The organism is Candidatus Woesebacteria bacterium, from assembly GCA_016700095.1.
Classification (GTDB): domain Bacteria; phylum Patescibacteriota; class Microgenomatia; order UBA8517; family UBA8517.
This window is the reverse complement of sequence record CP065002.1, coordinates 733,263-745,714: the sequence shown is the minus strand read 5'-3', so window position 1 is coordinate 745,714 and position 12,452 is coordinate 733,263. Positions and strand designations below refer to the sequence as shown.

The window sequence follows — 12,452 nt, the reverse complement described above, 5'->3', positions numbered from 1 at the left end:
TGAATTGCATAACAAACGATTTAGCACGACCGTAATTTCAAGAAGGTTATCAATCTATCGGAAGTCTGATGTCAAACAGCACAAAGGGAAATTACTTTAAAGTCAGGTAAAAAGTTTCAGGAATGTCACCCATTTTCCATAGAGCTATGCCTGCGTAGTTCTCGTGTGCAAGTTTGAGTTTGGCTGCAAAACTTTTTGTATTTTCATACCATATAATCCGATGTATTCCGTCCTTGGTGTATGTTAGATATGGAGATTGAAAATTTTCATCATAGAATTTTTCCACGCCTTCTTTGTTTAATATTTTTGCTACCTCGTTTAAGGTTAGATCATCGCCTTGGGTGGTTCCGATTTGCCAATCGTAGGCGTAAAGTCCGATACCCAGGATGCGCTTTTCTTTAGGTATTGTCTTATTTGCATATTCGGTCACATCATGTAACCAGTCGATGGGGGCGATCGGACCTGCTACTGACCCGTTCCAGTGATAGTCGTATGTCATAATTCTCATATAATCGACACTTTGCGCCAGTTTTTCCCAATCTTGCGCCGCCGTTGCATGCCATACACCTTTATCGGTAGTTTTTGGGTGAAGCGTTATTGCCAATTTTTTGTTATCTGCATGTAGTTTTTTGGAAAGGGTGTCGATAAACTTGGTATACGCGTTTTTGTCCTCAGCCAGGAGTTGTTCGTAATTAAGTTCTATTCCATCGTATGGCAAAGCAAGGTCGACAAGCTGTGATATATGATTTTCCGATAACTCGGTGGAGTTGATTATTTTTGACACATTTTCTCCCTTAAAATTGTTACTTACCGAAGGTATGATTTCCAGCTCCGGATGGTTTTTGAGAATCGACGCTGTCTTCCCTGTTTGGTCTCGGGAAGTGATGGTTAAATCATCGTTTAACTCGTAAATAAACGGTGAAACCGAAGTGAAAGTATTTTTATTTTCGCTTATTTCGACTGCACCTTTATCAAAGTCCCACCAAGGTAACCAGCCCGAAACACTAAAATCAGTAGCAACATATGACGACGGCGTATCAAGAGGCTGTTTGGGTAAGGATTTTTGCGGTTTAGTGAATAAAATCGATAGTAAAAATAATAAGAAAATACAAAACACTATTGATGGTAGGATGTACTTTTTCATTTAGGCTGATTGTACAATAAATACGCCTAAATTTCACATGAGTTTTTGTTTTCTGCGCTACAAGTGTCAAAGCCGGAATCTCCAAAAGCCGTGTCGTTACCGTCATCTCCTGTTAGTTTGTCGTTTCCCGAACCGCCTTTCATTAAGTCATCTCCTTCTTGGCCGTAGACAATATCATTTCCGCTTTCTCCTTCAAGAATGTCGTTTCCTCCACCCGAATAAATCGTGTCATTTCCGCTTCCTGCTTTAACACTGTCATTTCCATTTCCGGTTACAAAAACATCGTTTCCCGAAACATCCATAATCACATTGTTGCCATTTCCGGTTACAACGCAATCGGAACCGCTGCCGGGATAAATTTTGTCATTTCCATCGTATGAATAAATTAGTTCGTTGGCGGATGTTCCGTTAATTGTGTCATTGTTGGGAGTACCGTGCATAACTTTTGTAATTATTCCCGCCAGATGTTGACACTCATGTGGTAAGTCGATTTCGGGATCGGGTGTATCTTTGTCTTGTGCAAAAAAGGTTAGATCAAACTGAGTTTGGGTTAATTGGTATGTATTTCCGGCATCTTCATCGAAACATATTTTTATATCGAAATCTGCTTTAGTGTTTTTAGTTAGATTAAGGAGATAAATACCATCAGGGGTAGACTGGTGATAAAAGTCCGTTAATGTTTTGGGGTTTGGATAACCAAAAAGAAAATTATTGTTACTTTGTATTACGATAGACAGCACTGAAGAAAGGGAAGCGTCATCAACGATATTTTTTGTTTTGATAAAAATCTTTTTCGTTTTGCCTGATACGTTGTTAACATTAATTCTTCGTTCGACGCAGTCGCCTGGTTTAAAGTCATCCATATTAAATACGGGTTCGCCGTGTGCCACTCCAAAATCGACAACAATACCCGATCCTGAGTTGTGGTGTGAAGCACTTACTGATTGTTGAATTTTGATAACAGGGTAACTACACGCAGCTAAAACGGCAGAGAGTAGTAATATTTTTATATTTGTTCCTATCATGTTAGTCTAAGTTTTCACCTAACGAATTTTCGGTTGCAAATGTAGAAGTAGGCAATGCTTCTAGGGAATCTTCAAGTTGTCCTTGGGTGTTAACACTAAAAGTGTTACCGACATTTACTTCGCGATCAGAAAGTACGGAATACGTCGCAACAGCTGAAGTAAGCAGTACTGTTAAAAAGACAAAAGGCAAAAGTATGGACGAGCTTTTCTTGATCGTGAAATTTGACATATATATAGGATTTAGCTTTTTGGATTTAAAAAATCTTTTCTTAAATTCGTTTACGAAAGCAACAAGGAGTGATTTGATTTCTTCGTAAATCACAATTGTCGCAGGAACGATAATAAGAAGAATAAATCCGCTTGGCGTTTTGGCAAAATTCGTGACGTATCCGGCCAAGGGTACTGTTAAAACGACTTTCCCCTTTATTTGGGAGTTATCGATAGTCCAGGGGTCAATTGTTTGGTTGGCATCGCCTGCCGTTTTGTAGACAGGACTATTAACATTTTCCTTGGCAACAATCCTGTGCGTTACGACGTTTCCCATACTACTTGTAGGTGTAAAGGTAACTATGTCGCCTTGTACGTAATTAGATTGTGGTTTAGAGACAATTACACTTGCTGTTTTTATAGCCGGCTCCATAGAGCCCGAATAAACAGTAAAAAGTAGGGGAGTAGTACTTTTTATCTTATTTAAATTGACGGGAACATTTTTCGTACTTAGTCCGTCAAGAATCTCAAAGGTGAAAACCCGATCGATATACAGCCCAGTCAAAAAGACCAAAACCCCTGATATAAAGAGGATTACCTGAAGGAGTTTTTTAATATAGTTTTTATACATTTAACCAGCGGAAGTTGTTAATATTAAAACCGTCTTTGGCGGAGTGGGTTTTCCCACTCCGCACTAAATATAACTTGCTAAATAAGATTCCCTTAATCCTGCAGGTAGATATTTCATCCACCTGCAGATTAATAAGAGAAAATTTAATTATGCGGATACTGAGATCCAGATACTGGATTTGGATCTACGTCGTTTGTTCCGCCAATATGTATTGCTGAACCATCTGCCCAATAGTTATTTGGTGCAGATATGTCAGGTGTTACTGAGCCGTATGTCATTACTTTTGTTCCAGTCATAAAGTTATTAAACTCGACTACTGAACCGTTATAACTACTGTCAGCCCCAATTGCTTCACCAGAACTTGTGAAGTGATTATAAGCAACATGTGCTCCAGTGTAACCGCCAATACCAGCACTGTTGTCGTAGATGTCGTTGTATTTGACCTCCAACGTCCCTACGTGTGTATTGGTATAGATACCTGTTGTCAACTCGTGTATTAAGTTGTTGGTAATTACAACGTTAGAATATGTTGAGGTACCAGGAAGTGTTGTTTCAACACCTCTTGAACTTGCTTCGTTGTTACCATCTATGTCATTAAACGATATTTCAACATTACTTAAACTTCCATTTAAGTAAAATGCAGCATTGCTACCTAAAATTGATCCAGGATTTACAATAAATCCAGTTACTTTTACATTGTCTGATTCAATTTTTACTCCACCTTGAATAGTCGCTGTATTTGTTGGACCGTTAACAGATGCTAGTGTGAGGGGTTTGTTTATGGTAACAGTTTCGTTATAAATTCCATTGTTAACACAAATAGTCGCTCCTGAACTTGCGTCATTAACCGCACCTTGGATGTTAGCACTTACGGTTGTTGTACAGTTTGGTACTGAGTAGGTGTCGAGATTAGCTCCGACTTTTGGTAATTGAACTGGAAAACTTGGTGTCCAGCTAGAACACAAGAATCCTGCGTTGTTTCTAGATTGAACTGCATAGAATTCAAGATCAGCAACGAGCATATCAGTTTGAGATGCGTTGTCGACACTTACTCCGCTACACGAAAAACCCGTAGCGTTTCTTTCTGCAGGACTTTGATTGTTCCCCTGTGCGATAGGAGTTTGTAACATATCACCAAAGCACCAATATTTTCCGATGTGGAAAGTTGTATCACCTGGAACTGGACCACCACCTAAAACGGATCCTGCTGAATCAGCAAGTGATATCTTTCCTGCACCGCTCAAACTGCTTACAGGACCATCAAGAAATACGTGTTCATCACTTTCTAAAACGTTATCACCATCATCTATCCAGAAAGCAAATTTTACTTCCTGATCAAGTTCTCCTTGTCCTAAGCCAGGTTCGGCACAATTAGCGTCATCGGCTTTTTCTGGGTCGGTACAAGTCACATCATCATCGGCTGTAATTCTTGCCGCTGCACACATATATGCGTCATTACTTCCTACGTGAACTGAAATCGTATCCTCTCCGAAGTCACCGGGTTTAAGATCGGAAAAGTCAAAAAACTTTTCGACTGTTAAATCTCTTAAATCCCAGCTTGTTGCAGTACTTGCTACAACTTTTCCGGAAGGCGCTGGATCATCGGTTAGATAATCAATCACAAAGCTTGAGTTATCAATCTTTAAATCAATATCACCTGCCACGAATTTATTTCCTGTTGAAGTTTCAGAATCACTAAAGAATGCTTGGGTTGCGACCACTGCAAGTGTAGCAATCACTCCAACCGTAAATAAACTAGTTAAAATTTTCTTCATAAATTATCACCTCCTTTCTCGGGCAGTTTGCCCTTAGGCAAAAAGTCAACGGTAGGTTAACTTTTTAGTAAAGGTAAACTAGTTAGTACAGGTTCCATATACGGCGTCGATCGCATCCAGGTCGTAACCATCGGCGGTCGATATGTGTAACAATGGATCAGTTGAGTCAACCACTTTAACGTATTGAATCGAGGAAAAACTTGTTGATGAAATATCCAAGTAATAAATACCGTCGCCGCCGGGTTCACTTGTTATTGTCCCTGCAAATTCGTAAGTAACATTGTCGTTACTTACGTAAACGTTGGCTTTTTCCAAAGGATAAGAATCTCTGCCACCAGTAATTTCATGGAATGAAAGGTCAACTCCATTTCCATCACTGACAGGGAAATTGAATTTAACAATTATTTGTCCACCAAATCCAAGTGAATACCATTTGGGATTATTTAAGTCGTTACTGTCTGGAATGCCCAATACGTTTTCTGTGACACTTCTATTTACCAAAACATCTGATCCATTATTGCGTTTGCCTTGAATCGAGGAAATGACACTCGATGCATAAGTAACTCCTGGTGTGCAATCAACGCACTTTCTAAGATTGGGATCCCATACTCTGCCTGTACCGTTATCAGGAGGTGATGCATTAGGGTTATTGCGGACTTGAACTGCGTAAAACTCCTCAGAGAAATTAAGGATGTCTCCCTGTGCCCAATTGGTGACTGTGGAATCAAAATGGAAGCTCTGGGTAAGATTTACATTAGTAAGTCCCGGGAGTTCTCCGAGTGGAATCCAACATGAAACCATATCGGGAAGAAGGTTGTTGTGAGTTGGGTCTACGATTACTTCGTCGACAATTTCGTCGCCGTTTCGATCGATAGATAAATCGTATGTAAGATAATTTTGAATATCGCTTTTAATACCGTTTTGCGACTCTTCCAAATCCTCGGGTTCGGTTTGCTCGCCTTGTTGTGAAGTTACATCAAAAATGTGCATCCAGACATACGCGGGATTTGAATTAATAAACAAGTCTTTGTTTACGTCAATATTGTCACCCGGTTTGAGATCGGCAATATTTACGATCCCCACCGTATCGTTCGTACCATTGATAAGCAGGTCGATTGCGCCCGAGACAAATTTATTGTTGGTGGAAGTTTCAGTGTCGGAGAAGAATGCGGAGGTTAAATTAACAGTCAAAATTAATGTTACTGCAATTACAAAAATACTTGTAACAATTTTCTTCATAAAACGTATAGTTACTCTGATTATTTATTGATAAAAACAAATCGAGAATGAAAAGTATTTTCATACTAACAATACTATAAGAAAAGCGTCAACTGCATCTATATAGTAGTTACATGTCAATAAGTACACAAAGCAAATCAAAGTAAATACAACTATAGTATGGTCTTGTTAAGGCTATTTCTAATAAACTACTTAAATTATGCCGATAACTATAGATATCTAAGGTATAAAAGAGGATGTTTATAGTAATTAAATTATGACATGTGGAAAATACTTGAAGCTTACTTGGCACTAGGGAAAAAATACAAATATCCGACACCTACCCAAATTAGTAAGACAACGATGATGAGAAACACGATAAATATAGTGAATTTTGAGGTTTGTTTTTTGGCTTGAGTGGTCATGGCAACACTTGGATGTTCGGAAGTTGCGACTTCACCTTGGGGTGCTTGTGGAATCGACGGTTGTGGGATGGGGGGATTTAAGACCGAAGGAGTAACCGTAGCTTGTGTGGCACCAGACGTTACAGGTTGGACAAATGGACTAGTTACCATAGGCGGATCACTTGGGGGCATGGTTTGATTATCCATAACTAATACTGGCACAACAAAAAATACATTTCAACTGCTATTTTAGCCGAGATTTCAAGAACTAAAATAAAAATATATATTTATAGCGCTACATCTCACGATCACAGACAGTGGTTTGTGGCTAACTCGTGGTAGAAGTAAATATTAAGCTAATTAATTAAAAAATATCATTTTACAAATGAATGTTTATCCTTTAAGCTTAGTTGATATGGCCGGATTTTTAAAAACACTTCAAATAATGGGACTTCTGTATGTGTTGTCGGTTGGTGCGATGTATTATCTTTCTCAACGCACAAAACAACCGATGATTGTCCCCGGCGATATTTACAGAAGGAGGGAAGGTCGCGTGATGTATATTCCAACAGGTGGAGCGTTGGTTCTAATGATAATTCTCTATATTGTTTTAATAAGAATTATTCCGGGAATATTTGGACAAAAGTAAATTTTCGAGGTCTTAAAATGCCTTTAAATAATTAGCTTAATAGAGATTATTTGTCGGATGTCGAGATAAAATAATTAGTTTGCTTTTTTTATACATGATATTTGAACTACCACAACTAAGATATTCATACGCCGCACTTGAGCCGTATATTGACGCGCTGACGATGGAAATACACTACACCAAGCATCATGCAAGTTACGTAAGTAATTTGAATAAAGCACTTGAGGGAGTAACTAATTTGGAAAAATTGACGGTTGAGGAACTTCTGATGCAGGTTGAAAAAGTACCTGATAATATTCGGCAAACAGTTATCAATAACGCCGGTGGTCATGCGAATCATTCAATGTTCTGGCAAACTCTTTGTCCTGGTGGGGTAGACCCCAAAGGTGAAGTAAAAAAGATACTTACGTCCACCTTTGGAAGTTTTGATAAATTTAAGGAAGAATTTACCGCTAAGGCTTTAAGTCTATTTGGTAGCGGATGGGTATTTCTTGTCATGGGGGAAGACAGGAAACTCTACATAAAAAGACATTCATTCCAAAATAGCCCTTATCTATATAGGCATGTACCATTACTGGGATTGGATGTATGGGAACATGCTTACTATTTGAAATATCAAAATCGTCGAAACGACTACGTAGCAGTATGGTGGAAGATAGTTAATTGGGATGAGGTGGAGTTTAGATTCGAAGCTCAAGGGCAAAATAAACTATAGACATTTTAGCGTTGATATCTTTAAATAATTACTGTACTATCTAACTCATGGCCGCACAAAAAACCAATACGAAAACAAAGGTAAAGCGAAAACAAGTATCTCCAAAGGCTACTAAAGTAAAGAAAGTTACAAAACGTGTGACTAAAAAAGTAGCACCTTCGGTGTCAAATTTTGAAACTATACCTCAAGTAAAAACAAAAAAAATATCGAAAAAACTTTCAGTTATCTTTTTGCTTGTATTTTTGGCAGTTCTTGTCTATACGGCACGGGGACTGATAATAGTTGCCACAGTAAACGGTAAACCGATTTATCGGTGGACCGTAATAGATAGACTGGAAAAACTTGGCGGACAACAGGTCGTTGACGAAATTATTCAGGAGGAATTAATTAATCAAGAAGCGGCAAGGTTGGGAGTTAAGGCTAACGAAGATGAAGTTAGTAAAGAATTGGAAAAAGCACGACAAGCATCCGAAGCTCAGGGTATGCCTTTAGAGACAGCTTTGGAACAAGCAAACCTCACAATCGAGGAATATACCAAATCAATAAGAATTCAATATACGGTTAGAGCAATGCTTCAGGATCAAATTGAAGTAACCGACGAAGAAGTAAATACAACTTATAACGAATACAAAGACAGCGAATCATTTGCCGACATTCCCGAAGAAGAAGCCAAAAAACAAATACTCGAAGGTCTGAAAGATCAGAAATTACAAGAGAAAGTCGTTCAATGGATGGATGACTTGAAAAATAAAGCTTCAATAAAAACCGTTGTAGAGTATTAGTAGTTGTTGATATGTTTGATACGCATTGCCATCTAAATTCGGATGAATTTGTTCATGATCTGAAAACGGTAATTAACAATGCACGAGATAGTGGTGTCAAGCGTTTCTTGGTACCAGGTTTAGATCTAGAGTCTTCAAGAAAGGCGGTAGAAATTGTCGAAAACTTCAAAGGCGTGTATGCCGCAATCGGTATTCACCCAACACAAGACTTGGAAAACATTAATATAACCGATGCGTTATACAAGTTGACTGACCTTGCTAATTCCAATGTTAAAGTTGTAGCCATAGGTGAAGTTGGTCTTGATTACTTCAGATATCAAGCAGGTGAGTTTATGCAGAAAGAATTCTTTGTCAGTCAAATTAAACTGGCAACAAAATTAAACAAAGCACTCATTATTCATAATCGTCATGCGACAGATGATATTATAAAAAGTATTGAAAGTGTGGGAAGTAATTCAATTAACGGTAGGGCAGTTTTTCATTGTTGTCCACCTGAGAAAGATGTACTTGAGTACGCTATTGCTAACAATATTTTTATCGGTGTTGACGGAGATGTTACTTATGATGATACCAAAAAAGAATTTGTGAAAGACATCCCTCTTGATCTTCTTGTTTTGGAAACAGATTCTCCTTACCTTACGCCGTACCCCACAAGATCGGTAAAAAAGTATCCCAATGAACCAGCCAATCTGAAATATATCGCCCAATGTGTTGGCGAAATTAAAAATATAAATAGCGATGATTTAGTACATATTTGCACAAGTAATGCCAACAAGCTTTTTGATCTAGACTGACTTTTTATTTTAATCCTCAAAAATGGCCCCTGCCGTTAACGGGCAAATAATCAATGGAACAATCGGTGATTTTATTACACCAACTACTGTTATAATTAAACAATGCTTATACTTGGGATAGATCCCGGAACCGCAACGACAGGATATGGATTTTTAAATATTCATAAATTGCCCAAAGAAGGTGAAAAGCTAAACGGACATTATACAGCGGGTGATTTTGGGTTAATCGAAACCACAATGTTAAATACCCCTGGTGAGAGGCTTTACTTCATTCACAATGAATTGCGTAAAATTATCGAAAAACACAAACCGCACGTAATGGCTATCGAGAAAGTATTCTTTGCAACTAATCGAAAAACAGCAATTCGCGTCGGTCAAGCGCAAGGTGTGATGCTTATGGCAGCGGCACATTTTAGTATTGCAGTTGTCGAGTATTCCCCGATGACAATCAAAAAAATTGTGGCCGGAAATGGCCGAGCTGACAAAAAGCAGGTACAAAAGTCGGTTAGAGATTATTTGGGAAACAGTATAAAAAGTAAACCAAAAAAGAAAACGCATTTTGACAATGAGGCTGACGCATTAGCCGTTGCACTGTGTCATGCCATGTCACTAACCGAACTTCAAGAAGATTAGCTTATGAAAAAAAGACCAAAAAGTTCAGTCAATTGGGAGAGGGCATATGATATTCAAGTGAGAATTGCGGATTTGGTATCATCGTTAAATATGACCTGGATTGATAATTCGTCAATATACTGTTTTCGCTCAAAAAATTCACAGGCTCGAGCATATGCACGTATTTGGGGTTTGGGGCAAATTTGGCAACAAGCATTAAGTCAAAAACCGTCCTACTGCATTGAAGTATTATCGGAAAAATTTGACTCACTAACAGAAGATAAACAGGATGAAGTACTTCTGCATGAACTTTGTCATATCCCAAAAAACTTTTCGGGAAGTTTACTACCGCATATCAGAAAACGCGGGTCAAGAAATTTCCACGACAGAGTACATGAATTAGTAACACTTTACAAAAATAAAAAACGCTAGATGAAATTAATTTTGATACATGGTGATGATATTGAGCAAAGTAGAGCTAGACTGCAGAAGTTTATCGACAGTGCACGGGATAGAAAAATCGAAATCATAAAAATTGACTGTGCCAAAGAAAACCTTCAGGAAAAAATGTCGGCAAACACGTTGTTTGAAACCAAGAAGCTTTATATATTAGAGAATTTGGGAAAAGTGGGTAAAAAGGAAATGGAATGGTTTAGTAAGTCCAATGATAAAAGTGAAGATACGAGTGTTATTTACCTGACTTCGCGAATAAGTGCCGCAGTAAAGAAAAATCTCCCTAAGGTCGCTAAAGAGGAATTATTCGAACTTCCGAACGAAATATGGATGTTTTTGGATTCTGTTTATCCTGGGAATTTAGAGAGATGTTTAAATTTGTTGCATAGAACGCTCGACAATAAACCGGCTGAGTTTGTTGTTGCCATGCTTGCCGGACATTTAAAAGATTTGTATCACGTTCAAACCGATCCGGATAGTTTCAAACAATCTCCTTGGCGCATCTCGAAATTGAAAACGCAAGCAGCAAAGTTTGAGGGTGATAAACTTGAAGCATTTATTCACGGTTTAGCCGAAATCGATATCGCCTCAAAAACATCAAGCGATAATTTAGCTGATTTACTTGACTTTATGATTATTGACAATTTAGAATGAATGTCATTATGAAGATTGATGCTTCCATCTTCAAGGCATATGACATTAGAGGTATATACCCCGATCAACTTAACGAGGATCTTTTTTATGGTTTAGGACACGCTTATGTTTCAGTTGTTAATCCTCAAGGTGAAGTTATGGTTGGTCATGATGTGCGTGTTTATTCGGAACCACTTAAAAAAAGTTTAATTGAAGGTCTTACCGATGCTGGAGTAAACGTTGTAGATGTCGGTTTGATTTCTACTGATATGTATTATTTTGGTGTCGGAAACTTTGATTTTGCGGGGGGTATTCAGGTTACCGCTTCACATAATCCACCTGAATGGCACGGTGCCAAGATGGTTAGGGAAAAAGTAATTCCTCTTACTCTAGAAACTGGAGTATCACAAATTAGAGATTTTATCGAGAAAGGAGTATTTGAGAAAAAGCAAAAAGGAAGTGTCAGAAAAATAGATATTGTCGATGACTACTGTAAATTCGTTTTAAATTGGGTTGATATAAAGAAAATTAAACCCATGAAGATTGTTTATAATCCTAATTTTGGTTTTGCGGGGAAGGTATTTGAAAGACTGATCGAATTGGGTAATTTACCGTTAACAATAATTCCCTTAAACGCGGAACCTGACGGAACTTTTCCTAAGGGTAGGCCTGATCCTTTCATGCCCGAAAATCGAGTAGAATTTATAGAATTGGTTAAGTCCGAAGATGCAGATTTGGGTATAACTTGGGATGCGGATGCTGATCGAGTGTTTTTTTGTGCGGATGGTGGGGTGTTTCTTGAACCTTACTATATGAATGCTATCTTGATTGAGGCAATTTTAAAGAAACATCCATCAGAAAAAATTATTTACGACCCAAGGTATACCTGGGCGTTGATTGATAGTATTAAAACAAATGGGGGAACGCCTGTACTCGAGAGAGTCGGACACTCATATATTAAGCAAAGGATGAGGAAAGAAGATGCTTATTTTGGTGGCGAATCGAGTGGACATGAATATTATCGAGATTTTTGGTACGCAGATAGTGGTATGTTACCTGTTGTACAAGTACTAGAATATGTGTCTGAACATTCAAAAAAACTATCTGAGATCGCAAGAGTGTGGATTAATAAATATGTAATTTCGGGAGAAATAAATACAAAAGTAACCGACGTTGACATGGTGATGGAACTCATTAAAGCAAAATATGGAGACGGAAAACAAGAATTTGTAGATGGCATTTCAGTTGAATATGGTGATTACAGATTTAACGTACGTTCATCAAACACCGAACCCTTACTCAGACTAAATTTGGAAGCAAGAACAAAAGACGTTATGGAGAAAAAAAGAGATGAAGTGTTGAGTTTGATTACGCAATATGCCATTAAAGAGTAAGCTTCGCAATCCGAAT

Annotated in this window: 14 protein-coding genes; 8 read left to right on the top strand and 6 right to left on the bottom strand. The window is 38.1% G+C overall.

All coding sequences use genetic code 11. The features are described 5' to 3' along the window. Positions 1-91 precede the first annotated feature (91 nt). From IPM62_03775 to IPM62_03750, 6 genes are all read right to left on the bottom strand, one after another. Positions 92-1,144 (bottom strand): hypothetical protein, encoded by a 1,053-nt coding sequence (locus tag IPM62_03775; GenBank protein ID QQS38475.1) that lies wholly within the window; start codon positions 1,142-1,144, stop codon positions 92-94. A 26-nt stretch (positions 1,145-1,170) separates the two neighbouring features. Further along, entirely contained in the window at positions 1,171-2,169 is a 999-nt protein-coding gene (locus IPM62_03770; protein ID QQS38474.1) for a hypothetical protein, read from the bottom strand. Between the two features lies 1 nt (position 2,170). Continuing rightward, on the bottom strand, positions 2,171-3,007 hold the full coding sequence (locus IPM62_03765) for a signal peptidase I (GenBank protein QQS38473.1): 837 nt from the start codon (positions 3,005-3,007) through the stop codon (positions 2,171-2,173). 143 nt (positions 3,008-3,150) lie between these two features. Continuing rightward, the gene (locus tag IPM62_03760; protein ID QQS38472.1) at positions 3,151-4,782 is read right to left on the bottom strand and encodes a hypothetical protein; all 1,632 of its coding nucleotides are present in this window, start codon (positions 4,780-4,782) and stop codon (positions 3,151-3,153) included. A gap of 78 nt (positions 4,783-4,860) precedes the next feature. Continuing rightward, positions 4,861-6,021, bottom strand: a complete 1,161-nt coding sequence (locus IPM62_03755; protein ID QQS38471.1) for a hypothetical protein — start codon at positions 6,019-6,021, stop codon at positions 4,861-4,863. A gap of 281 nt (positions 6,022-6,302) precedes the next feature. Then, a complete protein-coding gene (locus IPM62_03750) occupies positions 6,303-6,611 on the bottom strand; it encodes a hypothetical protein (protein ID QQS38470.1) in 309 nt (102 codons plus the stop codon). A 178-nt stretch (positions 6,612-6,789) separates the two neighbouring features. On the opposite strand from IPM62_03750, the gene IPM62_03745 reads away from it, so the two are divergent. The 8 genes from IPM62_03745 to IPM62_03710 all read left to right on the top strand — a co-directional run bounded on the left by IPM62_03745 (position 6,790) and on the right by IPM62_03710 (position 12,436). Then, a complete protein-coding gene (locus IPM62_03745) occupies positions 6,790-7,053 on the top strand; it encodes a DUF2905 family protein (GenBank protein ID QQS38469.1) in 264 nt (87 codons plus the stop codon). A 94-nt stretch (positions 7,054-7,147) separates the two neighbouring features. Continuing rightward, positions 7,148-7,768: a superoxide dismutase gene (locus tag IPM62_03740; GenBank protein ID QQS38468.1), complete on the top strand. Its 621-nt coding sequence runs from the start codon at positions 7,148-7,150 to the stop codon at positions 7,766-7,768. Between the two features lie 47 nt (positions 7,769-7,815). Further along, the gene (locus IPM62_03735) at positions 7,816-8,550 is read left to right on the top strand and encodes a SurA N-terminal domain-containing protein (GenBank protein QQS38467.1); all 735 of its coding nucleotides are present in this window, start codon (positions 7,816-7,818) and stop codon (positions 8,548-8,550) included. An 11-nt stretch (positions 8,551-8,561) separates the two neighbouring features. After that, on the top strand, positions 8,562-9,344 hold the full coding sequence (locus IPM62_03730) for a TatD family hydrolase (GenBank protein ID QQS38466.1): 783 nt from the start codon (positions 8,562-8,564) through the stop codon (positions 9,342-9,344). Between the two features lie 102 nt (positions 9,345-9,446). Beyond that, entirely contained in the window at positions 9,447-9,977 is a 531-nt protein-coding gene (gene ruvC, locus IPM62_03725; GenBank protein QQS38465.1) for a crossover junction endodeoxyribonuclease RuvC, read from the top strand. 3 nt (positions 9,978-9,980) lie between these two features. Continuing rightward, complete coding sequence (locus IPM62_03720; GenBank protein ID QQS38464.1) at positions 9,981-10,388, top strand: metallopeptidase; 408 nt, start codon at positions 9,981-9,983, stop codon at positions 10,386-10,388. Further along, positions 10,389-11,063, top strand: a complete 675-nt coding sequence (locus IPM62_03715) for a hypothetical protein (protein ID QQS38463.1) — start codon at positions 10,389-10,391, stop codon at positions 11,061-11,063. A gap of 8 nt (positions 11,064-11,071) precedes the next feature. Further along, entirely contained in the window at positions 11,072-12,436 is a 1,365-nt protein-coding gene (locus tag IPM62_03710) for a phosphomannomutase/phosphoglucomutase (GenBank protein QQS38462.1), read from the top strand. Positions 12,437-12,452: the final 16 nt, after the last annotated feature.

Coding starts and splice junctions, on each gene's coding strand:
- IPM62_03740 (QQS38468.1), top strand. CDS start 7,148: ATGATATTTGAACTACCACAACTAAGATATTCATACGCCGCACTTGAG.
- IPM62_03750 (QQS38470.1), bottom strand. CDS start 6,611: ATGGATAATCAAACCATGCCCCCAAGTGATCCGCCTATGGTAACTAGT.
- IPM62_03730 (QQS38466.1), top strand. CDS start 8,562: ATGTTTGATACGCATTGCCATCTAAATTCGGATGAATTTGTTCATGAT.
- IPM62_03775 (QQS38475.1), bottom strand. CDS start 1,144: ATGAAAAAGTACATCCTACCATCAATAGTGTTTTGTATTTTCTTATTA.
- IPM62_03755 (QQS38471.1), bottom strand. CDS start 6,021: ATGAAGAAAATTGTTACAAGTATTTTTGTAATTGCAGTAACATTAATT.
- IPM62_03710 (QQS38462.1), top strand. CDS start 11,072: ATGAAGATTGATGCTTCCATCTTCAAGGCATATGACATTAGAGGTATA.
- IPM62_03765 (QQS38473.1), bottom strand. CDS start 3,007: ATGTATAAAAACTATATTAAAAAACTCCTTCAGGTAATCCTCTTTATA.
- IPM62_03720 (QQS38464.1), top strand. CDS start 9,981: ATGAAAAAAAGACCAAAAAGTTCAGTCAATTGGGAGAGGGCATATGAT.
- IPM62_03745 (QQS38469.1), top strand. CDS start 6,790: ATGAATGTTTATCCTTTAAGCTTAGTTGATATGGCCGGATTTTTAAAA.
- IPM62_03735 (QQS38467.1), top strand. CDS start 7,816: ATGGCCGCACAAAAAACCAATACGAAAACAAAGGTAAAGCGAAAACAA.
- IPM62_03760 (QQS38472.1), bottom strand. CDS start 4,782: ATGAAGAAAATTTTAACTAGTTTATTTACGGTTGGAGTGATTGCTACA.
- IPM62_03715 (QQS38463.1), top strand. CDS start 10,389: ATGAAATTAATTTTGATACATGGTGATGATATTGAGCAAAGTAGAGCT.
- ruvC (QQS38465.1), top strand. CDS start 9,447: ATGCTTATACTTGGGATAGATCCCGGAACCGCAACGACAGGATATGGA.
- IPM62_03770 (QQS38474.1), bottom strand. CDS start 2,169: ATGATAGGAACAAATATAAAAATATTACTACTCTCTGCCGTTTTAGCT.